Genomic DNA, 22,774 nt, shown 5'->3' on the forward strand with positions numbered 1-22,774 from the left:
GGTTTATTCGGGGCTCTGCTGCTTCCTCGCCCCGTCGATCGTCTGATCGGCGGGGCGAAGTCGTGTGAAGTGGCTGGTGCGGGTGCGGGCTCGTGGTTGGCCGGTGAGGTGGGCGTCGATGCGGGCGAGGTTGATCGCGGCGCCGGTGAGCTGGTGCTGGAGGCTGCTCTTCGAGAGGCCGCGGTAGCGGGATCTGCGCAGGTCGCAGCGCTGGACACCCTGGGAGATGGTGCCCTCGACCCCCGCCCGGACCTTGTAGCGTTCCTTCCACGCGTCGGTCTTCTGCTCGGCCCGTGCCGTCTGGAGTGCGTGGTGTTCGTCGTGATGGCGCAGTCGCAGCTCGCGGCGTTCCGCGGTGGGCGAGTTGATGCACTCCTGTCGCACCGGGCAGGGCCTGCAGTCGCGCATGGAGAACCGCACCCGCAGCACGGACTGTCCCTTCTGGGAGAGCCGTTCACTCCAGGTGATGCTGGTCTTGCCGCCGGGGCAGACGGCCTGCTTGATGTTCCAGTCGATGGTGAACGCGTCCTGGCCGAAGCCGCTGTTCGCGGTGGCCTGGGCGCTGTTGTCGGTCTGGAAGGGGCCGTGCAGAGCGATGCCGTGCTCGCGTCGGGCGCTGACCAGGGCGGCACCGGTGGGATAGCCGGCATCGACCCAGTGCTCGCCCGGGGCGCAGTCACGTGCGGCGAGCTGGGTGTGGATCGTCTCGGCCATCGTCCGGTCGGAGACGGTGGCCGTCGTCGTGGCGACGTTCGTGATCAGGTTCGGGGTGTCCGGCTCGCAGGTCTCGGTGAGGTGGACCTTGTAGCCGTCCCACATCGTGTCGCGTTTGACGCTGCCGCGGGCGTCGGTGTCATAGGGGGTGACCAGGCGTAACGCGCCCGGCGGCCGGTCTTTTGGGCCCCGCCGCCTCACCTCGCCGTCCACGTGATGGAAGCTCTGGACCCACACCTGCCGAAGCGTTTCCACCTCGGCGAGCCCGCGCAGCCCGGCGGGGGTGCCGGGCGCGAAGACGGCCGCCAGCAGGCGTGTCCCGTCCCGGCCGATCCGCGTCCCCACCTCGTCCCGTTTCACACGGCCGGCGGGAAACCGGCTGTCCTCCGCCCTGGTCGCGTAGTGCCGGAACCAGTCCGGCTCGGCGACACCTGCCAGCCAGTCCGGGGCCGCCTGCGCCAGCGCGTTCAACGCCGCCCGCAGAGTCTCCGCCACCATCTCCAGCCAGCACAGCGCACGCGCCGAGGACAGCACATGCGTGGAATCCGTGCGGGCCCGGCCCGCACGCTTGAGCAGTCCCTTCTCCCGGGCCGCCGCGAGGACACCGTCCAGCACTCGGCGCCCGCCGTCCGCCCCGGCCAGCCGGTCCCGGAACTCCGACAGCACCGAGAAGTCGAAGCCCGTATCGTCCAGTTCCAGGCCGAGTGCGTACTTGACGTCGATCCGCGCCCGCACCGCCTCCGCGGCCTGCCGGTCGGTCAGCCCCTCCACGAACTGCAACACCGACACCAGCGCCAGCCCGGCCGGTGACCAGGCAGGACGTCCCCGGGCAGGGAAGAGATCAGCGAACTCCTCGTCCGTGAACAGCGGCCCCAGCTCATCCCGCAGCCGGATCGCCAGGCTCCCCTTCGGAAACGCGGCCCGAGCCACCCGCACCGTCTCCGCCGGGATCTCCCCAGACCCCTTCGGCTGCATCGACATCCGCACCCACCCCAAACGACAACGTCGGCCTTCAAGACCACAACCAGGTCTTGAAGGCCGACGTCACGCGAGGCCCCGAATAAACCAACAGCATCCGGGCGGGTCAGGGCCCCAGCGTGCGTCCGTGGGGGGGAACGTGCACGCGTCGACCGGCACAACGTTGCGCCCGTCGATCAGTCACGCCCCCGCTGCGCTGTCAGTGGTGGGTGCGATGCTTTCGGGTATGGACGAGCAGATCATGCGGGGGCGTGTCTACGGAGCGGACCACGACGATCCCGACCCCGGCCCCAAACTCGGGCACGCCTATGTCGAACTGGTCGGCGGGCCGCTCGACGGCCTGCTCCTGGACGTCACCGGCTGGACCGAGGAGCAGTTGCACGAGGGCGCTGCCCTGGTCACCGAGATTGGCCGCTACGGGCCCGGCGGGCGGGCCTTGTACGGGCCGAGGAACACAGACCCGCAACGATACGACTGGGCGGGCGATACTCCATGATCCCCCCCCACAAGCCGGGGACGAGAATCGAACTCGGGTCTGAGCTTGGGAATTGCCGGGCGATCAAAGGTAATTAGGGCTTTCACATGCGACGATACCGATCAGATCTTGCCGCCCGGCGTGATCGTCCTGCCATTCTCCCGGGGTTCCCTGCCCCATCGGGCACGCATCGGGCGCGGGCTGCAGGCGATGAGGCAGGCATGAGTAGATCAGAATCGTGGCTGAAGTACCCGGGGAGAGTTGAGTACTTGCGCTCTGGTCGGTTCTGGGGTGAGCCGGGACGCTTGGGCCATGCGACAACGACTGATGAAGCTTGTTCCCCAGCTGTTGGCGATCCTCGTGCTGGCTGTGGTGACGGTGGCGGTGTGGGCTGCCTGGCTGGGCTGGGACCAGCATCGTGATGTGCAGCCTGATGGTTCGACGACCGGCCCGTACGAGACGTGGCAGGTGATCGGGCTGGTGCTGTCTCTGCTGGCACTGGTGTACTGGGCGGCGTCCCGGCGCTACATCGCAGGCGCTGTGCTCGGCATCACGGTCGGCCTGACCGGTGCCGCCTATTACGACTGGTCGGACGACTCCAGCGGCCTCTTTATGGTCGGCGTGGGGATGGTCATGGTGGGGAGCCTCGTCGTGACCGCCGCCGTTTCCGCCGTGATCGCCTTTGTGAAACGAGACCAAGGCCCCCCGACAGTCGCCGCTTAGGCCCTGCTGGGCAGCACCACCGGCGCGGTCGCGGGCGACCTCAGTGGCGACGGCGCGGCCGAGCGCCTGTACCCGCGAGGGACCACCGACGACCCCGCCGGCGTGATCTCCTACATCAGGTGGACCGGCGGCAGCACGTACGTGACCACGGAGCTGACCGGCGTGGACGGGGACACAGCCGCCGTCGGCGACATCAACGGCGACGGGTACGGCGACCTCGTCGTGGGCGCCCCCCCAGGATCCGGGCAGCGACAGGACCGGCGGGCACAAGGGCGGCCAGCTCACCGTCTGGTGCGGCGGCCCCACCGGCCCCGCGCCGGCGCAGCGGCCCACCGTCGTCCACCAGGACACCACCGGTGTCCCCGGCGATGGTGAGAGCGCTGACGGCTTCGGCGTGAGCGTGGCCGTCGGTGACATCGACAAGGACGGATACGCGGACGTCGCCGTGGGAGCCCCCTACGAAGACCTGGCCGGCAGCGCCGACGCGGGGGCGGTCACCGTCTTGTACGGCTCGAAGGCCGGCCTGACCACCACACGGGCCCGCATGATCACGCAGGACACCGCGGGCGTGCCCGGGGCCCCGGAGCGCTACGACTACTTCGGTCACGCGGTCACCCTCAGCGACCTGACCGGCGACGGCCGATCCGACTTGGTCGTCGGGGCACCGGAGGAGAACAGCTACGGCATGGTGACCGTGCTGCGCGGCGCCGCCTCCGGGCTTTCCACCAGCGGGGTGGTATCGATCACCGGCACAGCGGCCGGGCTGTCCGGCGCGTCCCAGGAGTGGTTCGGCATGGTCCTACCGGACGCCGCACGCTGACGCACCGCCATCTTCCACGTAGGCAGGACGAACCAGGGCATCTGCAGGTGCACGCAGTACGCCGACTCGCTGTTGCGAGCTTCAGTCCCTTTCGGCCCCTGTTCTGACGAGCGTCCTGGCTCTGTGCTGCTGCTCCCGGCGGCGCTCGCGGTCAGGGACTGAAGACTTCAGTCCCTGACTCCCCGCCCTGTCGCCTCTGAAAGAGCGTTTTGTCCCGGCGAGGTTGTTTGGTTCGAGGTTCAGGTGTCGCGCCAGTTGGGGGTGGATTCGCGGGTGAGTCTGCGGCTTATGAGGTCGATCATCGCGACGTGGATTATGGCTTCGGAGCGGTGGGGGTGGGTTTCGTAGTCGCGGGCGAGTCGGCGGTGGTGCATTAGCCAGCCGAAGGTCCGCTCGACAACCCAGCGTCGGGGGATGACTTTGAATCCTTTGACGCCTGGGTCGCGTTGTACGACCTCGACGTCGATGCCCAGACGTGCGCCGTGGTCGATGGCTTTGGTGCGGTAGCCGGTGTCGGCCCATGCTTTGGTCACGCGGGGGTGGGTGGCGGCGATGTGTGACATCAGGTGCATGCCGCCGACGTTGTCGGAAACGCTCGCCGCGGTGACCCAGACGGCTAGGAGCAGGCCGAGGGTGTCGACCCCGATGTGGCGCTTGCGGCCTGCGATTTTCTTGCCGGCGTCGATGCCCTGGCCCACCGCGGGTACGTTCGCGGAGGTCTTCACACTCTGCGCGTCCAGTACGCAGGCGGTTGGCTCGCTGTCGCGGCCTTCGGTCTCTCGCACCAGACGACGAAGGAGACCGTTGAGCCGGTCGAAGACGCCTTCTTTCTGCCAGGCGGCGAAGTAGCCGTAGACCGTTTCCCACGGCGCGAAGTCGTGGGGCAGGTAGCGCCAGGGGATCCCGGTCCGGTCGACGTAGAGGATCGCGTCCATGATCCGACGCAGGTCGTGCTCGGGCGGCCGGCCGATGTCCAGGCCCTTGCCTCTGCGCTCGGCCCGCCAGGTGGTGAATGTGGGCCCGATCAGTTCCCAGCGTGCATCCGAGAGGTCACTGGGATACGGGCGTTGTCGCGTCATGTTTCGGTAGTACCGTCGGGCAGTCCGTCTCTCCAGGGCGCAAATGGCGCCAAGCGGGGGCGCCTTGGGATCAGACAGGAGCGAACCGAAGGAAACGGGCTACCGAAGGAAAGCACCTGTCCCATCCGTCACATGGAGCACCTCTGCCCCATCAGCCCTCATCGACTCGCCCTTTGAAGCCTCACCAAACAACCTCGCCGGGACAAAACGCTCTTTGAGAGGTCGTTTTCTCCCGGTGTTTCATCCCGGAATCCGCGATTGATGCGGCTTTGTGGGGTCGCGCCAGGAGATGGTGGCCTCGCCGGTGAGGCGGCGGGCCATCAGATCGGTCATGGCGAGCTGGATCATGGCTTCGGAGCGGGCGGGGACGGTCTCGTAGTCGCGGGCGAGACGTCGGTGGAGCATGAGCCAGCCGTAGGTCCGCTCCACCGCCCACCGCTTCGGTATGGGGCTGAAGCCCCTGGTCCCGGGCGCGCGTTGGACGATTTCCAGGTCGATGCCCAGCGTTGCTGCGTGTTCGACGAAGTGCTGGCGGTAGCCCCCGTCAACCCACACCTTGCGGACGGTGGGGTGGTCGGCGGCGACCTGGCCGAGGAGGTGGGTGCCGGCCACAGAGTCCTGGACGCTGGCCGCGGTGACCAGCACTGCCAACAGCAGACCGAGTGTGTCGGTGACGATGCTGCGCTTTCTGCCCACGATCCTCTTGCCCGCGTCAATGCCCTGACTCACAGCGGGAACGTTCGTGGAGGTCTTCACGCTCTGGGCGTCGATCACACAGGCCGACGGGTCGGCCCGTCGGCCTTCCTGCTGCCGCACCAACTCCCTGAGCAGACCGTTGAGCTGGGCGAACACGCCATCCTTCTGCCACTTGGCGAGGTAACCGTAGACAGTTTCCCAGGGCGGGAAGTCGTGCGGCAGGTAGCGCCACTGAACCCCGGTGCGGTCCACGTACAAGATCGCGTTGAGAATCTCGCGCAGGTCATGCCCGGGTGGGCGTCCGATGTCTAGGGCATGCCGGCGTCGCTCGGCCCGCCAGGCCGTCAGGACCGGCTCGACCAGCTCCCAGCGGGCATCGGACAGATCACTCGGATACGCACGACGTTCCTCCATGACCTGGACGTACCGCCCGCAGGCGAGTGCGCCCAGGCGCGCGTTCTGCCTCGTCGAAGCACGTAACCGGTACGGGCGTCTTGGAATGAGACAGGCGTAAGCCGTCTCCCACCTCAGCTGTCACCCCATCCAGCCCTTGAGTCCCTAACCCAACCGACCGTCCCGCCAGCACCACACCATCGCAGTGCAGAAAGCAGGAGAAAGCACCGCACTAAAGATGAAAACGACCTCTGAATCGGCGTTTCGGCCCAGAGACGCGCGGGGGTGGGCGCTGCGGCCCCGTGCAGTCGGGCTCAGCGCGCTGTGGCCCGCCAGTTGTCGTACGGTCTGGCGGAAGGCCGCTTCGGAACCTGTCAACGTGTTCAAGGCAGGTAGTCCGGGCTATTGCTGTGCCACGAGGGCTTTCTGCTACCTCCTCGGCTCATACCGCATCGCCACCGCTCCCGAGCCGAACTCCAGCCGGCTCACGAGCTTCAAGTCGATAGGCTTCGATAGCCCCGCGAACAACGTCGGCCCATGGCCCGCTAGCCGGGGCTGCACCACGAACTCGTACTCATCGATCAATCCCAGCTCCGCCAACGCCAGCGGGAGCTTCACGCCTGCCACGAACAGTCCCTTGCCGGACTTCCGCTTGAGCTGCTGAACGGCCTTCCCCAGATCCCCTCGCACGAGCTCCGCGTTCCAATCGACCCGGTCCAAGGTGCTCGACACGACGTATTTCTTTGCCGCGTCGATCGTCCGGGCGAAGGGTTCCATCCAGTCAGGCCTCGCTCCCGTCCGCGCCGGCGGCCGCCATGCTGCCTCCATCATTTCGTAAGTCACCCGGCCAAAGAGGAGGGCATCGGCCTGGGCGAGGTTCTCGACCGCGTGACGATGCAAGTCTTCGTCCGCGACCATTACACGATGATCGCAGCACCCGTCCAATGTGACGTTGATGGAATACCGAAGGGGTCGCATTACGCGAGAGTACCTATAGGCATAGGGCCGCCTAGTGTCCTGCGCCAATAGTTGATCGTTAGTTGTTGTGTGACTTCTGCTGCTGGTGCGTCAGTTCCTCGTCGGGGCCCGAAGCTGGAACCGCTGCTGCTCTGTGATGAGGAGCGGGCGGTGTTGGAGCGGTGGACGCGTCGGGCGACGTCGGCCCAGGCGCTGGCCCTGCGCGCACGGATTGTGCTGGCGTGCGCGGGGCCGGAGGTGCCGCCGATCGTGGCGGTCGCCCGGGATCTGCGGGTGACCGCGGACACGGTCCGCAAGTGGCGGCGGCGGTTCCTCGCCGAGCGGCTGGACGGGCTGGTGGACGAGCCCCGCCCCGGCCGGCCGCCCAGCATCAGCATCGACCAGGTGGAGTCGGTCGTGGTCACGACGCTGGAGGACCTCCCGAAGAACGCCACCCACTGGTCGCGTAAGTCGATGGCGGACCGCAGCGGTCTGTCGAAGTCCACCGTCGGCCGGATCTGGCGGAAGTTCCAGCTCAAGCCGCACCTGGCGGACACGTTCAAGCTGTCGACGGACCCGTTGTTCGTGGAGAAGGTCTACGACGTCGTCGGCCTGTACTTCAACCCGCCCGAGGGCGCGGTGGTGCTCTCGGTGGACGAGAAGTCCCAAATTCAGGCGCTGGACCGGTCCCAGCCGGTCCTGCCGATAATGCCCGGGATGCCCGAACGGCGCACCCACGACTACGTCCGCAACGGCCTGACCACCTTGTTCGCCGCTTTCGATGTCGCCACCGGTGAGGTCATCAGCGCCCTGCACCGCCGGCACCGGGCGGCCGAGTTCAAGAAGTTCCTGGTCAGGATCGACAAGGAGGTCCCCGCACATCTCCAGGTCCACCTGATCTGTGACAACTACGGCACCCACAAGACCCCGGCGATCAGAACGTGGCTGGCCAAACACCCCCGTTTCCAGCTGCATTTCACCCCGACCGGCTCCTCGTGGATCAACCAGGTCGAGCGGTGGTTCGGCTTCCTGGCCGACCAGATGATCCGTCGCGGCGCACACAAGAACGTCCAAGCCCTCGAAGCCGACATCCGCAAGTGGGTCAAGAACTGGAACGAAGACCCCAAGCCGTTCATCTGGACCAAGACAGCCGAGGAGATCCTCGCCTCGCTCGCCCGTTTCTGCCGACGAATCTCGGCGCAGGACACTAGCTGCGTGTCGCCCCGGCGCGGCGCGCAACTGAGCAAGCATGGCGGCACGCCGGTGTCGTGCCGCCCTAGAATGAGCCGGTGACCGAGACACTGCACCCTTCGGGTGTTGACCTCTTCGATGTTCACCAGCTCCGCCTGACGGAGGTTGACGCGCCACGGGTATCACCCGAAGACCAGCTGGCCAGGGACCTCGTGTGGGACAAGGCGGTTCAGGCCAACCCGAACCTCTTCGACGGACCGGTCGTCGCGTGCGCTGGGCTGGAGTGGGACGGCCCGCACAGTCTCGTCCTCTCCTGGACGCGGGTGACTTACCGCCACTACGCCCTGCGCCGGGTCCCGGGCGCGACCTCCTGGCTACCGTCGCTGTTCGTGAACGTCGTGCAGCCGACGGACGACGGCTGTCTGCTGGCGGCGCGGATGTCGTCGTCAACGGCTGCTCCCGGCCGGTGGCAGTTGCCGGGCGGATCGGTTGAGCCGCCCGAGGACCACGAGGTGCTCGATGAGGCTGCGTTGAGTCGCCATGCCGCGCGCGAGCTGGCCGAGGAGACCGGTATCGACACAGCGCCCGAGCACCTGAACCGGTTGGCCGTCACGCGCGGCGAACATGGGAGCATCGGTCTCGTCTTCCTCGCCCCGCCTCAGCCGACATCGGTGCTGCGTGAGCGGTTCGCGGCTCTGGTGGCCGCCGAGCAGGCTCTTGGGCGTGAACCCGAGCTGGACCAGATCGCTCTGGTGCGCTCCCCGGACGATCTTGCCGAACTTGATGGCCCGCACGCGGACTACCTGGAGCCGGTCGTCCGCCGTTACGTGGGGGCAGCGCTCCGGGTTGATTCCTGATTGCTCGCTTCGGGACTCGGTGAGCACGTGAGAAGCGGTTACAGGCGGGTGCGCCTCCTCCAGCGGACTTGAAACCGGAGAAGACGCCGGCCAGACCGCTGACGAGGCTGACGGAGTCGATCGTCGGCGGGGCCGGCATCAGCCGCTCCTGGGCGGTGTCGGCCGCCTTCAGGAGCTTACGGAGGTCGATACCGGTGGAGTACCCCATGCGCTCCAGCACGGCCACGAGGACTTCCAGCTGGGTATTCCCGGCTCCGGCACCGAAGCCGGCACCACCCATCGCCGCATCGCCAGCGCGGGAGTCTCCACCGAGGACCTGGCGGCGGAAGCCGCCGCCGAAGCGCTGCAGTCCTCCGACGGCTGGTGGTCGTCCTGGAAGGAGAAGAAGAGCGCCCTGACGACCTATCGCTTAAACAGGCCGGGGCAACCCACAGCAGGGCTACTGTCCCTCGCCATGAAACGGCGCGAGCGACATGGCATGAACCTCGTGGTCCACGACTTCTGGGCGTCAGACGCGAGTGCGGCCGCGGCAATGCTTGCCTTCCTCGGCCGCCACTACACCGCGCCGAAACCATCGAGTTCCGGCGCGGCGCACTACCGCCGTACCCCACGCTGCTGCACAACCTGCATCGGTATCGCGTAGATGCAGAGGCGTGGCATCCGTGGATGCTGCGCATCCTCGATATCCCGGAGGCGGTACGGCTTCGCGGATGGCCCGCCGACCTCGACGCCACCGTGCCGATCGGAATCGAGAGCGAGAACGGCGGCGCCTGGGGACCGCTACATGCTCCGGATCACCGCCGGATCGGCCGAGCTCAACTCCACAACTCTTGAGAGCAAAGCGAGCCTCACGAGAGGGTAACTCGCTGTGTGGTAACGGCGCCGGGATGCGCTCGCCGCCCCACTGCCCTGGCGCAGTCAGCCTCCTACCGCATACGCACCACCCGCATCACCTGGGGTGATCACACTCTGACGAAGTGTCAGTACCTCGTGCTTTCATGGGCAGTTCGGTGACCAGACCATGAGGAGGAGGCAGCGGTGCCGTACATCCAGCCCTACACGAAGGCGGACGGAACCTATGTCCGTGGGCACTATCGATGGGCAGCAGGAGCGCGCCACGAGATGGCGATATTAGCCGTGACCGTGGTCGCGATCGTCGGCATAGGGAACGGCAACATCAGCACCGGTACGGGGAACGGCCAGGCACCCAGGCCGCAGAAGACAGCTACGTACCCGATCACGTTCGCGGACAACGGTCGGACGGTGAAGCCTCGTCCGCAGAAGTCGGTGACATACCCGATCCGCTTCCCCAAGCTAGAGCGGAAGCCCGTGCCGCGGCGATCCGTGTCGTACCCGATCCGGTTCGAAACCAGCGGGAGCGGGCAGTGACCCGCCACCGAACGCCAGCGCGGCGGCGCACGTCCCGTAGGAGCAGGAGGCAGCAGCAGGTAGAGGCACGGGTCATCGCCTACGGCCTGGTTACTGTCGCGGCCATCGCGCTGTTCGTCGCAGTGGTCAACTGGATCGGCGACCATCCCTGGGTGCTCCTGGTGGCCCTCGTCGCCGGCGCAGCCGTGGTGGGCGGCTGGCTGTACCAGCGCCAGCAGCGGGCGCAGTGGGAGCAGGTCCGGGCTCGCGGCCTGCGGTATGCGATGAGTCAGTTGGACGCGCTGCATCATCGGGGGTTCGAGCACGCGATACGGGACCTGATGAAGCGGGACGGCTGCGCTGATGCGGTACAGGTCGGCGGTGCAGGCGACAATGGAGCGGATGTGAAGGCCACCGACCCATTCGGGCGTCGTTGGGTGATCCAGTGCAAGCACCGTCGCAACGGCTTGGCTGGGTCACCGGTGGGAACCCCGGACCTGCATGTCCTCAACGGTACCGCCCGCCAGCTCCACGGGGCAGATGTCGTGGTCCTCGTGACGAACGGTCGCTTCACCTCGGGCTGTCCCCCGCTGGCCAAGTCGCAGAAGCTCCACCTGGTCGACCGCAACCTGCTCGGAGAATGGGCCGCCAGCGGACGGCCACTGTGGGATCTTCTCCGGGCGGTGCCACCACCACGGCGACCTACAACGCTGTCGTAGATTCCCCAGGACGGAGGAGCACACCGATGTGGTCCAACGGTCCTCGCCAACGGCGGCCTACAAGTGACCGTGAGCCGGAACGGCCGCGACGAGATCCTTGGCCTCGCGCACTCCGATCATGACTTGGTGGAGTTCCTGGCGGCGGCCGGAGTGCCGCGATGGGTGGAGTGGCGTGGAGCGGCCGCGCCCATGAGTGGACGCGGCCAATTCGTGGACGGGCGAAGCTTCGCAGACTACGGCTAGGTCCCTGACCTGCTGAAACGCTTGGGACACACGAGGCCTCCGGAGCCGTGTGCGCAGGTTCGAATCCTGTCGGTCTGCCGGGGGACGGGCCGGTGTTGTGGGCCACGTGGCGCGAGCCGCGCCGCCCAGCCGACGCCAAGGGCCTGCCCGACGGGTCGGGTGACGCGCCTGGCGGTGGATCGTTCCGTCCCGTGTGGGGCGGGGTGATCTTACGGACGTGGAGTGGGCGCGGCTGGAGCCGCACCTTCCGAAGAACTCAGGACGGGGCGGGCGGTGGCGGAATCACCGCGCAGTCATCAACGGCATTCTCTTCCGCCAGCGGACTGGCATCCCTTGGCGAGATCTGCCCAAGCGGTTCGGCAAATGGAAGACGGTGCATGACCGCCACCGGCGTTGGTCGGCGGACGGCACATGGGACCGGATCCTTCGGGCTGTCCAAGCCGACGCCGACGCGGAGGGGAGAATCGACTGGAGCGTCGTGAGCGTGGATTCCACTGTGTGCCGTGCCCACCAGCACGCCGCCGGGGCCCGTCACCGACCGGCACAGATACCGGGACGGGACAGGCGGCCAGTCCAACACCGGCCTGACGAGGCGGTGGGCCGCTCACCCGGCGGGCTTACCACCAAGATCCACCTGGCGAGTGACGGCGGTTGCCGCCCACTGTCCATCCTGATCACGCCCGGACAGTGGGGTGACGCGCCGCAATTGATCCCGGTCCTGGACCGCGTCCGTGTCTCACGCCCGGCGGGCGGGCACCCGCGGACCCGCCCTGACCACCTCTGCGGCGATAAGGCATACAGCTCCCGTCGAAACCGCTTCTACCTACGGCGACGGCAGATCCGGCACACGATTCCCGAGCGCCGGGACCAACGGGCCAACCGCCAGCGGCGCGGCCGCCGAGGCGGTCGCCCCGCTGGCTTCGACAGGGCACGGTATACCCGCAGGAACGAAGTCGAGCGGACCATCAACGCACTCAAGGGCTTCCGGGCCGTGGCGACCCGGTACGACTGTGAGGATGTTCGGGTGCCGCCTCGGGCGGTGGTCTGGCCCGAGGTACGACTGGCCCTGGTGCCCTGAGTTTGATCTGCCGACCGCCGTTCGGGGCGGTGCGTGCTGCCGCCGGACCGGTGGGCGTGTCCCGATAGGGGCCTTCGCGACAGGCACCGTCACAGTCCTGACCGCCTCACCTGGCCCGGCGTCGGCCACCGGTGTTCCCGATGCACTCAGGAGACAGGCAGCCGTGCCCAGCATGACCCAGACCACCCACCCCCGTCACCACACGACCGAAGCATCCGAGGACGTCGTGCTTGGAGTGGACACCCACAAGGATGTCCACGTGGCGGCGGTGATCACCATGACGGGTGCCCTGCTGGACACCCGGAGCTTCCACACCACCCAGGAGGGCTACCGCCAACTGCTGGCCCGGGCACGCGCCTTCGGCCGCTTGCAGCGAGCCGGCGTGGAGTGCACCGGCTCCTACGGCGCGGCACTGACGCGCTACCTGCACAGCGAAGACATCACCGTCACCGAGGTCAACCAGCCCGACAAGGCCACCCGACGGCGACGCGGCAAGACCGACGCGATCGACGCCGCAGCAGCCGCGCAGGCAGTGCTCTCCGGGCGAGCCACCGCCACCGCCAAGACCTCCGACGGCCCGGTGGAAACCATCCGCATGTTCAAGATGGCCAAGACCTCAGCGACCAAGTCCCGTTCACAAGCGATCAACCAGCTCAAGGCCATCCTGGTCGCCGCCGATCCCGCACTGCGCGAGGCACTGACCGGTCTGAGCAACTCCAAGCTCATCCGCAAGTGTTCCGAACTGGATGCCACAGACGGCACAACCCCGGCAGCTGCAGCCCGCCACACTCTCCGGCTGCTGGCCAAACGGGTCCAGCACCTCACCGAAGAGATCAACGACCTCACCGGCCGCATCACCACCGCCATCAACGCTTGTGCGCCGAAGCTTTTGAACCGCTACGGCGTCGGCCCGGACACCGCCGCCGCACTGCTGATAGCGGCCGGCGACAACCCGAATCGGATGGGCAGTGAGGCATCCTTCGCCGCACTCTGCGGCGTCAGCCCGGTGGAAGCGTCCTCAGGCAAGACCCAGCGCCGCAGGCTCAACCGCGGCGGGGACCGGCAGGCCAACTCCGCGCTCTACACCATCGTCCTGGCCCGCCTGCGCTGGGACACCCGCACCCGCGACTACGTGGAGCGACGCGTTAGCCAGGGGAAGACACGTCGCGAAGCCATCCGCTGCCTCAAACGCTACGTCGCACGAGAGATCTACCAGACGATCGTCCCACCCACGAAGGCCGCGGTCACCCTCGCGTCAGCCGATTGACATCCATAGGGGCATCAAGCGGGCTTATGTCTTTCACGGCACCGTAACCGTGGCCGCCGTCCGGCTCTGGCTCCGCTCGTGACCCGCCGAAGCCCTTAGACCGGCGACTGAGCCGCCCTCATCGGGCCGGCGGCTCAGTCTGGTTATCGCTCTCATGGTGGGGTGGTGTTACCCGATGCAGCCGGGGACGGGAGAGGGACTGCCGGTGCAGTTGGTGGGGGTGTTGGCGGTCACCGAGGAGGTGTTGAGCGTTGCGGTGCCGGCGAGGTAGTAGATGCCGCCGGGGTTGATGGCGGCGGCGTTGCCGCTGACCACGCTGCTGGTGAGGGTGAGTGTCGCGCGGTCGCTGGCGATTCCGGCAGCTTGGTGGGCGGTGTTGTTCTTGACGTTGCTGCTGGTGAACGTTGCCGCTGCCGCACCGCCGGTGCTGTAGATGCCGCCGCCGGTACCGTCGGCGGCGTTGTTGGACAGCTCGCTTCCGGTGAGGGTGACCGCGCCGAAGTTCAGGATGCCGCCGCCGTTCGTGGCCGCGTGACCGCCGCTGAGGGTGACCGCTTTGAGGGTGAGATCGCCGGTGGTGCTGACCTGGGCGATGCGGAAGTTGGTTGCCTCGGCGCGGTTGATGGTGTTGGCGTTGCCCTCGAAGGTGATGGGCGTGGTGATGATCGGCAGTCCGGTGGGGCCGTTGACGCCGTCGTTGTCGTGGGCGGCGGTGAGGCTGTACGTACAGCCCGGGGTGAGGGTCACGGTCCCGCCGCCGGCGGCGTTGGCCGCGTTCACGGCGGTGATCAGCGATGTCTCGTCGCACGCGACGGCCATGATCCGGGCCTGGGCCGTCGCGGGCAGGAGAGCGGTCGTGCCGGTGGCCAGAACAGCGGCCCCGGCAAAGGCGAGAAGGGCACGACGGAATCTCATGGAACCCCCTGGAAATAGCTCGGCTGCCTCGCTGATGCAGGCACTGTGTTCATGCGCAGCGAGCTCAGACGTACCCCCTCAGCTGTAGGGAAATACGCAGGACAGCGTTGCCCTTTATGCGGAAGTACGTAGCAGCAGTCAGCCGTTGGAAGGGCCCTCAGCTCTTCAATCTCGAATTCCAGACCGATCGCTCAACGTGGGTGCGGACGCTCGTTCGCCTACGTTCCGGGCCACCGCCGGCCCACACCCACTTCCGGTCCGTGACCCCGTCCGCCTTGAACCCACGGCTAGGCACGGCTGGCCACACAGTGCACCCGCCCCAGGTGCCAGCACCCGCATTGACGGCAACCCATCGGCACCTCACGCCCGAGTCCGTGACGGAATCCCCGCCCTGACACCGCCTCACGCAAGGCCCTGCCTCATTCGTCACCACCGAAGCGGGCACCCCGCAAGAAGATAAGAAGACTTACATCCCGAAAGCTCTCACACCTAGATTATCCATCGCATTCGCATTAGCGTCAGATGATCCGGAATGGGACGACGTGAACACCCAACGGTCCCTGGCCGGGACCATACGCATACTTCTCCTCGCTGTCCCGCTGGCGGGCGGTGGGCGGGAAAATGGGCGCCTGAGTTACCGGCCATCCGAGGAGCGCCAACGAACTACGCCACCACGGGAATTCACGAGCCGACTCCCGCCTCCTTCAAGGAGATTGCGTCATGACTGAAAAACGACGACCTACCGCCCTTCTAGGTATGCGCGCCCTCTTCGCCGCGGTGATGCTCACCGCGGTGCCCACCGCGGCCCTGGCTGCGGGCACAGCCCCGGCGGTCGCCGCCTGCTCCGGCACCAACGGCCTCAACGGCGCCGACGGAACGCCCACCCACCCGGCCGGCTGGCCCGGTACCGACGGCGGCAACGGCGCCCCCGGCTGCGCCGGCGGGAAAGGCGGCGACGGCGGAGCCGGATGGGGCGGCGGAGCAGGCGGTGCCGGCGGCAACGGTGGGGTCGGCGGCGCGGGCACGACAGGCTTCGGCGGAGCCGGTGGCAACGGTGGCAACTCCGGCCCGGACGGCGGGGCCGGCGGTGCCGGGGGGATCGGAGGAGCCGGCGGGGCCGGGAGTTCCTCCGGCAGCGCCGGCGCCATGGGCGGCATCGGTGGACTCGGCGGTAACTCCACCGTCAGCACTGGCGGGGCCGGCGGTCACGGCGGGGCCGGAGGTGCGGCGACCGGCAGCAACAACAACGGCGGGGCCGGCGGAACAGGCGGCAACGGCGGCAACAGCGGCACCACTGGCACAGGCGGGGCCGGCGGAGCGGGCGGCAACGGCGGGGCGGCCACCGGCACCGGCATGATCGGACACTGCGGTCCTGGCGGCAACGGCGGGCTCGGCGGCATCGGCAACGGCGCACATGGCACCCCCGGCACCGGCAGCGGCACCTGCTGAAACAACCGACCCCAGCTCCACCCGGTACAGCAGCGTATCCCTCGTACGGGTGAGCCCACACCCGTACGGCTGCGGCCGTGAAGTCCCTTAGCGACTATGGGAGTTACCGAACTCGAGGAGCGTTCATGGGTGTGCCCATCGTTGGCGGTATGGTCGATAGCGTGATCGGCATCGTAAGTGGTGCAGGGGCCGGAATCGTGCCTCAGGTTCTGGCCCTCGTGCGTGGTCTGGGCGTGCCGGTGTGAGTGACTTGGGCATGCTGTGACGGCTCGACGTCATTGAGCGGGGTCCTACTCCGAATCTGGAGTGGGGCCTCGGCGTTTGAGCGGGCATGGGGGCCGTCCCGCCTCCGGGCACCTTGCCCCGGCGGTGACGCAACGCAGAGCATTGTGGAAAAGGTGTGGCTCCAGCCGAGCCCACTCCGCGACCGCAAAATCAACCTGCTCCACAGGGGACAGAACAATCCGCTACCGGACCCGTCACCCGATCCGTCGGACAGGCCCTAGTGACCTGAGTCAGAGATTCGTCGGCAGTAGGCGGCGACTTTGTCGAGGATCTCGTCGGCGGTCTTGGTCCAGATGAAGGGCCGTGGGTGGTTGTTCCGGTCGGCGAGCCAGGTACGGATGTCGCGTTCGAGGGCTTGGACGGAGCGGTGGACACCTCGCTTGAGTTTCTTCTGCGTGAGCTCGGCGAACCACCGCTCCACCAGGTTCAGCCAGGACGAACTGGTCGGCGTGAAGTGCAGATGGAAGCGTGGGTGTGCCAGTAACCACTGCTTGATGGCGGGTGTCTTGTGGGTGACGTAGTTGTCGAGGATGAGGTGCACGTCGAGGTCGGCGGGGACTTCCTTGTCGAGCTTGGCGAGGAACTTCTTGAACTCGACAGCCCGGTGCCTGCGGTGGAGAGAGCCGATCACTTTGCCGGTGGCGGCTTCCAGAGCGGCGAACAGGGTGGTGGTGCCGGAGCGTACGTAGTCGTGGCTCCGGCGTTCGGGAACCCTTGGCACCATCGGCAGGACGGGCTGGGACCGGTCCAGGGCCTGGATCTGCGACTTCTCGTCCACGCAGAGCACCAGGGCCTTCTCCGGCGGGTCGAGATACAGGCCCACCACATCACGGACCTTGTCGATGAACAACGGGTCCGTGGACAGCTTGAACGTCTGCGACCGGTGCGGGGCCAGGGCGAACGCCCGCCAGATCCGCGAGACCGCGGACTGCGACATGCCCGTGGCCGCCGCCATCGACCTGGTCGAACCAGTGTGTCGCGTTCTTCGGTTTCTCCTCCAGTGTTTTGACGATGACCCGCTCGACATCGGCGTCGGTGATCTTCCGTGGGACACCGGGCCTGGGTTCGTCGGACAGGCCGTCCAAGCCACGTTCGAGGAAACGCCGCCGCCAGGTGCGGACCGTGTCCGCAGTGACATGCAGCCGACGGGACACCTCCGTGATCGAGTGTCCCTCGGCGCACTCCAGCACGATCCGCGACCGCTGAGCCAAAGTCTGGGCCGTCGTACGACGACGCACCCAGCCCTCCAGCACAGCCCGTTGGGCATCGGTCACCGACAACGGCGGAATCTTCGGACCCGGACGACTCATACCCAACCAACAACAAATCTTCGACTCAGGTCACTAGAGCCTGTCCGGCGGGTCGTTGCGACAGTGGCTGCGCCAAGATGGTGCCCATGGCCAGCGAACCCCTGCAGATCCCGATCGATCAGCTTCGTCGCGCCTTTGATGTGGCACTTCGGCGTCGGTGGCGAGGGGCGCTAGCCGCGTCCCTCGCCACCCGATCAGACCACGTTCAGTCCGCCGAGGGCATGACCAGCGTCGCTCCTGGCAAGGAGGCGGGCAGCTCGTGTACCTGGGGAATCGCACCCGTACTTCTCCGTCAGAGCCCAACTGGCCGAGCACCGGCGCACTTCAGCGCGGCCGCCGAATGTCGGCGTACACGTGAACGCCCCGAGTGGGGCTCGTATCGAGCCACTGTCGTATGAGTTCCAACTGGCAACCCTGCTCGAAGAGCGGCTAACTCGCTCAGATCCCGTAGCGCTCGGGTTTGGGGGTCCGCGTCATCAGCATGGTGGCCGCTTGGGTGACCGTGACTGTGCCGTTGAGGACGGCCACGACGACTTCGGTGATGGGCATCTCTACACCGTGCCGACGCGCGAGGGTCAGGATCGAGGAGGACGACTTGACTCCCTCAGCGGTCTGGCTGGTAGCGGCGGTTGCCTCCGCTAGGGTCATTCCTTGGCCGAGGCGCTCACCCAAGGTGCGTTCTTCGCGCTCAGCATGTCTCAGGAGACATCGGGCCGCTCACAAGTCAGGCGCTGGACCTGGGAAGCGCTGTCGCTCGCGAAGCCCTAACGAGCTCGTGCATGGTTGGCTGTGACGCGTGGCTGGTCGTGTCTCGTCGCTGGTCAGGCTGTGGTGAGTGGCCGAATGGTGCTTTGCTGGTGGGAGGCGACGGCGGCCACGGCCTGGATGGTTTGAGGCAGATACTCGCGGCGGTTGTGGTGGCGGGCGAGTGACTTCCAGTTCTTCAGGTGAGCGATGCCGTGCTCGACGCGGATGCGTCGTGAGGAGTGCGCGTGTTTGGCCTGTGCGTGCATTTGCTCGTACCAAGGTGGCGGGTTCTTGCGGAACTTGCGGTGCGGCGGGGTGATGACCTGCCCGCCGGTCTGGGCCCCGAGCCCTTGGTAGCCGGCATCGGCCAGGATCTCGACCCACGGGCCGGTGTCGAGGAGATCGACGAGTCCGGAGGCACGGGCCTGCGTGATGTCGGGACAGCTGCCGGGACGGGTTTCCCCGCAGAAGGGCAGGCGTCCATCGGCGTCGGTCAGGACCATCGCTTTGACCGCGTTCTGCTTGCTCTTGCCCGAGATGAAGCGGCCCCGGTCCGGAGTCCCCTGGGCGGGGCGGCGGACCCGGATCTCGGTGGCGTCGAGGATCGCGGTCTTCCCGCTGATCTCGAGGTGGCCGATGACTTCGTCGAGGGTCCGCAGTCGCACCCCGGCCTCTACGGTGCAGCCCCGCTCGGCCAGCAGAAGACGGATCTCACCGATGGCCCGGGTGACGGTGGACCGGTCCACACCGAACCAGCAGGCCAGGACGTCATGAGTAGTGCCATGCCGCAGATGGACGAGGGTGATCAGCAGCCGGTCGACGAAGACCAGCTTGTGCCTGGCACCGGCACCGACCGCCCGCTTCCGGGCGCGACTGGCGAGCCTGGCCTGGTGACGCTCGTGCCACAACGGCTCGATCTCAGTAACGAGTTCCGCCACCACCGTCCGCCCCAGACCGGTGACCCGCTGATTCACTGCAACCGCAGCACGCGCCATCCCCACCACATGCCACACAACGATCAAGATCGCGACACGCTACGGCCAACCATGCACGAGCTCGTTAGGGAACATCACGCCTCAACAGCCGCCTGACACCGCTGGAGCAAACGCTTCGAGTCGCGAGTCCCCATCTCGCGTGGGCGACCTGCCGGGGCAGCGGCCGGTGTGGGGTTGCCCGTAAACCCCACACCGGGCTTCGCCCCAACACTCGCTTACGCCGCTGCGTACGACACCGACATATGCACCGTAGCCCCGGCGGCTGCGTGTTTCTTAAGGAAAGGGAAAATCGACGAGCCTTGCGTGATGTCCAAAGTCCACGCTGTCTCGGCATTACCGGCGAAAGCCTGCACTGTGGGCGCCAACGTAAGCTTTCCCTTGGCGAAGTCGATCACCGAGAACGTCGCAACCAAGGCATCGCCCATACCAATCTTCTTCAGCCAGTACGGGAACATTTCCGTCGTCACCTCTATGTGCAACTTCCGATCAGCATCAGAGACCGCGGACGCAAAGCCATGCCATGCGTTTCCAAAGTCGTAGTTCAGCGTGAACAGCTGCACGAGATTTTCTGGGTCGGACAGCACCTCGTCCGTGAGGTAAGCAAGGGCGGGCGCTGCCAACTGCCTCGCTGGCCGGCCCGTGTACCGGAGGTGGAGCACCACGTCAGAAATGGATTCGACATCGAATTGCGGAAGGTCGATCGGCAGCTTGAGCCGCCACGTGCTGATCGCTCCGGCACCCTCGAACGGCAGGTAGCGATCGTCCCGCAGATTGGTCTCGAACAGGCCGCTGTCGTTCTGTGCGGTGCTCGTGACAACTTGCTGGATCGCTCCGGTGAAGTCTCGGAACCGGGCGTCCTCGTCGGCGGCGTTGCGCGCATACTGTTCGCCCTCCTCGGGCGAGACACGCACGCTCGACCGCAGCAGTGACAATGCGCAGTGGATGCCCGCATACGGGCCGGTCACGGCAGGGATCGTGAGTGCCACCGTCTTGAGTCGCCGCAGGTAGACACCGGGGCAGTCCATGTCGAACAGCCATTCCGGCACCTCGACCTCGCACGACCCGGTCGCCTTGAGCCGCAACAGCGCGCGAGGGTCGAGCCGGGCCAGCGACACATGCTTGGTGAGCTCGAGTTCGCGCTTGTTCGCCTCAAGGTAGGCCATCTCGAGCCGCTTGAGGTCGAGGGCGAGCGCCTCGCCGGCGAGCAGGCCGCGCTTGCCGTCGTTCCAGTAGCCGAACTTGATGATGTCCTGGTCGTCGAACTCTCGCCGCATGACCTCGCGCCTCAGCGTGACCTCGGCCTTCTTCGCGACGTCGAACGCGAGCTTGTAGGCGTCGTAGAAGGTCTTCGACAGCTCGCCCTGCATCCACGTGTATAGGTCTTCGTTGGTGAACTTGGTGCGCAGGAACTCCTCCGCCGCGGCGGCCTGCTCGATCTGGACGAGATGGTGCTCGTACTCGCGCTTGGTGACCTGCTCGCGCAGCAGCGACGAGATGATCTGCCGCCCGTACTGTTCGAGCTCGCTGGTCGCCAGGTTCGCCTGGAGCACGTAGTCCTCGGCTCGCCGATAGTAGCCCGCCATCTTCGACGCCCGCTCTGCGGAGCCCTTGAACGCCTCCGAGATCATCTTCGCGCCCTCGGCTCCGTACTTCGCGGCCTTCGACAGCTGTGTCCCGCCGAAACCGGCGGCGCCACCGACGCCGAGCGGCGTCCCATGCACGTCAAACTGAGGGATGAGCGCGAGGATCGGCGCCGCGATGTTGAGCACCGTCGCGGCGGCCCCGAAGGTGTCCGACGTCGGCAGGAAGATGTTGAGCTCGGCGTTCTCGTTCTTGTTGAGCGGCAGGGTCTCTCCGAGCTTGCCGCCGACCAGGCTCACGACCTGCTCGCCGGCGAACTCCATGAGCCCGCCGACCGACGACTCCTTGCGGTACTCCTCGCGCGACAGGTCGCCTGCGTACGCCGTCACCAGCGCGTTGTACGCGGCGTCGAACGTGTCCTCCGTGAGGTCGTCGCGGATGAGGTCCACCGACTTCAACCCGTCGATGATCGCGTCCGACGTACCGAGGATCTTCTTGTAGTGCCGGTACCTCTCCCACACCGTCCCGCGACTCTCGAGCAACGCCGTCGTCGCCTCCTCGGCCTCCTTCCACTGCAGGAACCGCACGTCCCGCGTGAGGGTCTGGATGTTGAGCTCGTGCTGTTGTCGCAGGAGGCTCGCGTGCTCGAGCTCCCCCTTCTCGATCGCCTGCAGTAGCGCCCCGCCGAGCCCTTTGACCTCGGCGCACAGCTCCTGCGCCTTCTGCAGCAGCAGTGGCCCGCGGATCGACGACACCGGCTGGTTGAGGTTGTTTACGATGCTCGCCAGGTCGAGTCCTGCGGCCACCGCCTTGACGAGGGCGCCGGGATCGATCGGCGGGTCGAACAGTGCGAGCTGCCGCACGACGCCCTCGATGTTCATGCAGTGCCGGATCTTGAACAGCCGGTCCGCGACGACGTCCCAGTACGCGAGCAGCTGGTCGTTCTGGGGGATGCAGAAGTACAGCGTCCGTCCAATGCCAAACACCGCGCCGTCGGCCCCGCTCGCGCTCGCGTCGCCGCTCGCTGCGGCCGACGAGTTGAACGGGAACTGGTTCTCCAGCTCAATGAGCGCGTTGCCGAACTTGTCGATGCCTGCGGCCTTGAGCTGCGCGTACGTCTTGCTAACCGGCTTGTGCAGCTGCGGGATGCGCTGGGGCTTCGGCCCGAGCAGGTTCGCCGCCATGACGTAGATCTGCGTCGCCTCGTTGAGTGTCTCGACCGTGTCCTGCCGGAACAGGTGGTCGCCCCACGCGATGAGGTTGTCGAGGTACTTCATCACCACGCTGTACTGGTAGGCGAGGTACCGCCCGCGCGCGACGACGTGCGGCTGGAACGGCTTGTCCCGCCAAGCCTGGATAGCCTTCTCCGTGCGCCGCTTGAGCTCGCTGTCGCCGGTCTTCGACAGCTCGGTGAGGATCTCCGTGAGGAACTCCGGGTCCGTCTCCTCGCGGAACCGCAGGAACTTCCAGAACCGCTGCGGCGGGTCGATCGAAATGTCGGTGCTCGTCGGGTCGAACACGTGGTGGAACCAGCGCTGCGCTTCCTCGAACCGCTGGTTCTTCGACAGGTGGACCGCGATGAGCACGGGTGCGTGGAAGAACAGCTCCCAGTTGTAGATCGCGTACGGTCCGTCGTCGGAGACGTCGATGACGTCCTTCGGGAACGGGCCCGTGAACGCCGAGCCCGGCGTGTAGAACCCTGGCGCCAGCGTCGTCACCAGGGTCGACTGCCACTTCGCGTCGAACAGCGCCGGCAACCCGTCGGTGTTGAGCTTACGGATGAGCTCCTCGGTCCACGGATGGTAGTGCGGAGTCAGCCCGTACTGCACGCGGCGCCGCTGCCGGCCCTGGTGCACCCAGACGAGGTCACCGTACTTCGTCCGGAGCTCGGTGATCGTGTCGTGGAAGTTCGCCTTGTTCGCCATCGCCCTCAC

The 22,774-nt window shown here is 67.0% G+C and carries 19 protein-coding genes and 3 pseudogenes; 12 read left to right on the top strand and 10 right to left on the bottom strand.

The features are described from left to right. Nucleotides 1-3: 3 nt before the first annotated feature. On the bottom strand, nucleotides 4-1,695 hold the full coding sequence (locus PXH83_RS31910; protein WP_274559851.1) for an IS1182 family transposase: 1,692 nt from the start codon (nucleotides 1,693-1,695) through the stop codon (nucleotides 4-6). A 223-nt stretch (nucleotides 1,696-1,918) separates the two neighbouring features. Here PXH83_RS31910 and PXH83_RS31915 point away from each other — a divergent pair, with 223 nt between their 5' ends. The 4 genes from PXH83_RS31915 (at nucleotide 1,919) to PXH83_RS31930 (ending at nucleotide 3,710) form a co-directional block, all read left to right on the top strand. Further along, entirely contained in the window at nucleotides 1,919-2,188 is a 270-nt protein-coding gene (locus PXH83_RS31915) for a hypothetical protein (RefSeq protein ID WP_274565052.1), read from the top strand. A 291-nt stretch (nucleotides 2,189-2,479) separates the two neighbouring features. Then, nucleotides 2,480-2,890: a hypothetical protein gene (locus PXH83_RS31920; RefSeq protein WP_274565054.1), complete on the top strand. Its 411-nt coding sequence runs from the start codon at nucleotides 2,480-2,482 to the stop codon at nucleotides 2,888-2,890. 162 nt (nucleotides 2,891-3,052) lie between these two features. Continuing rightward, entirely contained in the window at nucleotides 3,053-3,265 is a 213-nt protein-coding gene (locus PXH83_RS31925; RefSeq protein ID WP_274565230.1) for an FG-GAP repeat protein, read from the top strand. 19 nt (nucleotides 3,266-3,284) lie between these two features. Further along, nucleotides 3,285-3,710, top strand: a complete 426-nt coding sequence (locus tag PXH83_RS31930) for a hypothetical protein (protein ID WP_274565056.1) — start codon at nucleotides 3,285-3,287, stop codon at nucleotides 3,708-3,710. A gap of 239 nt (nucleotides 3,711-3,949) precedes the next feature. On the opposite strand, the gene PXH83_RS31935 is transcribed toward PXH83_RS31930, so the two are convergent. The 3 genes from PXH83_RS31935 to PXH83_RS31945 all read right to left on the bottom strand — a co-directional run bounded on the left by PXH83_RS31935 (nucleotide 3,950) and on the right by PXH83_RS31945 (nucleotide 6,856). Continuing rightward, on the bottom strand, nucleotides 3,950-4,789 hold the full coding sequence (locus PXH83_RS31935) for an IS5 family transposase (RefSeq protein ID WP_274564759.1): 840 nt from the start codon (nucleotides 4,787-4,789) through the stop codon (nucleotides 3,950-3,952). Nucleotides 4,790-5,029: 240 nt separating this feature from the next. Further along, on the bottom strand, nucleotides 5,030-5,899 hold the full coding sequence (locus tag PXH83_RS31940; RefSeq protein WP_274565057.1) for an IS5 family transposase: 870 nt from the start codon (nucleotides 5,897-5,899) through the stop codon (nucleotides 5,030-5,032). A 408-nt stretch (nucleotides 5,900-6,307) separates the two neighbouring features. Beyond that, nucleotides 6,308-6,856, bottom strand: a complete 549-nt coding sequence (locus PXH83_RS31945) for a dihydrofolate reductase family protein (protein ID WP_274565058.1) — start codon at nucleotides 6,854-6,856, stop codon at nucleotides 6,308-6,310. A gap of 69 nt (nucleotides 6,857-6,925) precedes the next feature. Between PXH83_RS31945 and PXH83_RS31950 the strand changes: the two are divergent. Both PXH83_RS31950 and PXH83_RS31955 read left to right on the top strand, forming a co-directional pair. Next, nucleotides 6,926-8,035: pseudogene (locus PXH83_RS31950) on the top strand (IS630 family transposase); the annotation flags it as partial. 89 nt (nucleotides 8,036-8,124) lie between these two features. Continuing rightward, nucleotides 8,125-8,883, top strand: a complete 759-nt coding sequence (locus PXH83_RS31955) for an NUDIX hydrolase (protein WP_274565059.1) — start codon at nucleotides 8,125-8,127, stop codon at nucleotides 8,881-8,883. Nucleotides 8,884-8,950: 67 nt separating this feature from the next. Here the strand turns inward: PXH83_RS31955 and PXH83_RS31960 are convergent. After that, nucleotides 8,951-9,154, bottom strand: a pseudogene (locus PXH83_RS31960) (4-hydroxy-2-oxovalerate aldolase); the annotation flags it as partial. A 72-nt stretch (nucleotides 9,155-9,226) separates the two neighbouring features. Between PXH83_RS31960 and PXH83_RS32715 the strand changes: the two are divergent. From PXH83_RS32715 to PXH83_RS31985, 5 genes are all read left to right on the top strand, one after another. Further along, nucleotides 9,227-9,526 carry a hypothetical protein gene (locus PXH83_RS32715; RefSeq protein WP_420803293.1) on the top strand — a complete coding sequence of 100 codons (300 nt, stop codon included), beginning with the start codon at nucleotides 9,227-9,229 and terminating at the stop codon, nucleotides 9,524-9,526. Between the two features lie 395 nt (nucleotides 9,527-9,921). Beyond that, nucleotides 9,922-10,272 carry a hypothetical protein gene (locus tag PXH83_RS31965; RefSeq protein ID WP_274565060.1) on the top strand — a complete coding sequence of 117 codons (351 nt, stop codon included), beginning with the start codon at nucleotides 9,922-9,924 and terminating at the stop codon, nucleotides 10,270-10,272. Then, a complete protein-coding gene (locus PXH83_RS31970) occupies nucleotides 10,269-10,970 on the top strand; it encodes a restriction endonuclease (protein ID WP_274565061.1) in 702 nt (233 codons plus the stop codon). The genes PXH83_RS31965 and PXH83_RS31970 overlap by 4 nt, the downstream gene beginning before the upstream one ends. Before the next feature lie 436 nt (nucleotides 10,971-11,406). Beyond that, a complete protein-coding gene (locus tag PXH83_RS31980; protein ID WP_274565062.1) occupies nucleotides 11,407-12,291 on the top strand; it encodes an IS5 family transposase in 885 nt (294 codons plus the stop codon). Between the two features lie 172 nt (nucleotides 12,292-12,463). Then, complete coding sequence (locus tag PXH83_RS31985) at nucleotides 12,464-13,558, top strand: IS110 family RNA-guided transposase (RefSeq protein ID WP_274565231.1); 1,095 nt, start codon at nucleotides 12,464-12,466, stop codon at nucleotides 13,556-13,558. 168 nt (nucleotides 13,559-13,726) lie between these two features. On the opposite strand, the gene PXH83_RS31990 is transcribed toward PXH83_RS31985, so the two are convergent. Then, nucleotides 13,727-14,473, bottom strand: a complete 747-nt coding sequence (locus PXH83_RS31990; protein WP_274565063.1) for a pilus assembly protein — start codon at nucleotides 14,471-14,473, stop codon at nucleotides 13,727-13,729. A gap of 720 nt (nucleotides 14,474-15,193) precedes the next feature. Here PXH83_RS31990 and PXH83_RS31995 point away from each other — a divergent pair. Then, on the top strand, nucleotides 15,194-15,922 hold the full coding sequence (locus PXH83_RS31995) for a hypothetical protein (RefSeq protein WP_274565065.1): 729 nt from the start codon (nucleotides 15,194-15,196) through the stop codon (nucleotides 15,920-15,922). Between the two features lie 502 nt (nucleotides 15,923-16,424). On the opposite strand, the pseudogene PXH83_RS32000 reads toward PXH83_RS31995, so the two are convergent. From PXH83_RS32000 to PXH83_RS32015, 4 genes and pseudogenes are all read right to left on the bottom strand, one after another. After that, a pseudogene (locus PXH83_RS32000) lies at nucleotides 16,425-17,517 on the bottom strand (IS630 family transposase). A 438-nt stretch (nucleotides 17,518-17,955) separates the two neighbouring features. After that, nucleotides 17,956-18,189, bottom strand: a complete 234-nt coding sequence (locus PXH83_RS32005; protein WP_420803279.1) for an NAD(P)H-dependent glycerol-3-phosphate dehydrogenase — start codon at nucleotides 18,187-18,189, stop codon at nucleotides 17,956-17,958. 149 nt (nucleotides 18,190-18,338) lie between these two features. Then, a complete protein-coding gene (locus PXH83_RS32010) occupies nucleotides 18,339-19,277 on the bottom strand; it encodes a transposase (protein WP_274565232.1) in 939 nt (312 codons plus the stop codon). 197 nt (nucleotides 19,278-19,474) lie between these two features. Beyond that, on the bottom strand, nucleotides 19,475-22,765 hold the full coding sequence (locus tag PXH83_RS32015) for a Tc toxin subunit A-related protein (RefSeq protein ID WP_274565066.1): 3,291 nt from the start codon (nucleotides 22,763-22,765) through the stop codon (nucleotides 19,475-19,477). Nucleotides 22,766-22,774 lie beyond the last annotated feature (9 nt).

The organism is Streptomyces spiramyceticus (genome assembly GCF_028807635.1).
Taxonomy (GTDB): domain Bacteria; phylum Actinomycetota; class Actinomycetes; order Streptomycetales; family Streptomycetaceae; genus Streptomyces; species Streptomyces spiramyceticus.

What these genes read in the sequence shown, in the direction of transcription:
- PXH83_RS31990 (WP_274565063.1), bottom strand. Translation starts at nt 14,473, where the DNA reads ATGAGATTCCGTCGTGCCCTTCTCGCCTTTGCCGGGGCCGCTGTTCTG.
- PXH83_RS31935 (WP_274564759.1), bottom strand. Translation starts at nt 4,789, where the DNA reads ATGACGCGACAACGCCCGTATCCCAGTGACCTCTCGGATGCACGCTGG.
- PXH83_RS31940 (WP_274565057.1), bottom strand. Translation starts at nt 5,899, where the DNA reads ATGGAGGAACGTCGTGCGTATCCGAGTGATCTGTCCGATGCCCGCTGG.
- PXH83_RS31995 (WP_274565065.1), top strand. Translation starts at nt 15,194, where the DNA reads ATGACTGAAAAACGACGACCTACCGCCCTTCTAGGTATGCGCGCCCTC.
- PXH83_RS31945 (WP_274565058.1), bottom strand. Translation starts at nt 6,856, where the DNA reads ATGCGACCCCTTCGGTATTCCATCAACGTCACATTGGACGGGTGCTGC.
- PXH83_RS31985 (WP_274565231.1), top strand. Translation starts at nt 12,464, where the DNA reads ATGACCCAGACCACCCACCCCCGTCACCACACGACCGAAGCATCCGAG.
- PXH83_RS31920 (WP_274565054.1), top strand. Translation starts at nt 2,480, where the DNA reads ATGCGACAACGACTGATGAAGCTTGTTCCCCAGCTGTTGGCGATCCTC.
- PXH83_RS31910 (WP_274559851.1), bottom strand. Translation starts at nt 1,695, where the DNA reads ATGTCGATGCAGCCGAAGGGGTCTGGGGAGATCCCGGCGGAGACGGTG.
- PXH83_RS31915 (WP_274565052.1), top strand. Translation starts at nt 1,919, where the DNA reads ATGGACGAGCAGATCATGCGGGGGCGTGTCTACGGAGCGGACCACGAC.
- PXH83_RS32015 (WP_274565066.1), bottom strand. Translation starts at nt 22,765, where the DNA reads ATGGCGAACAAGGCGAACTTCCACGACACGATCACCGAGCTCCGGACG.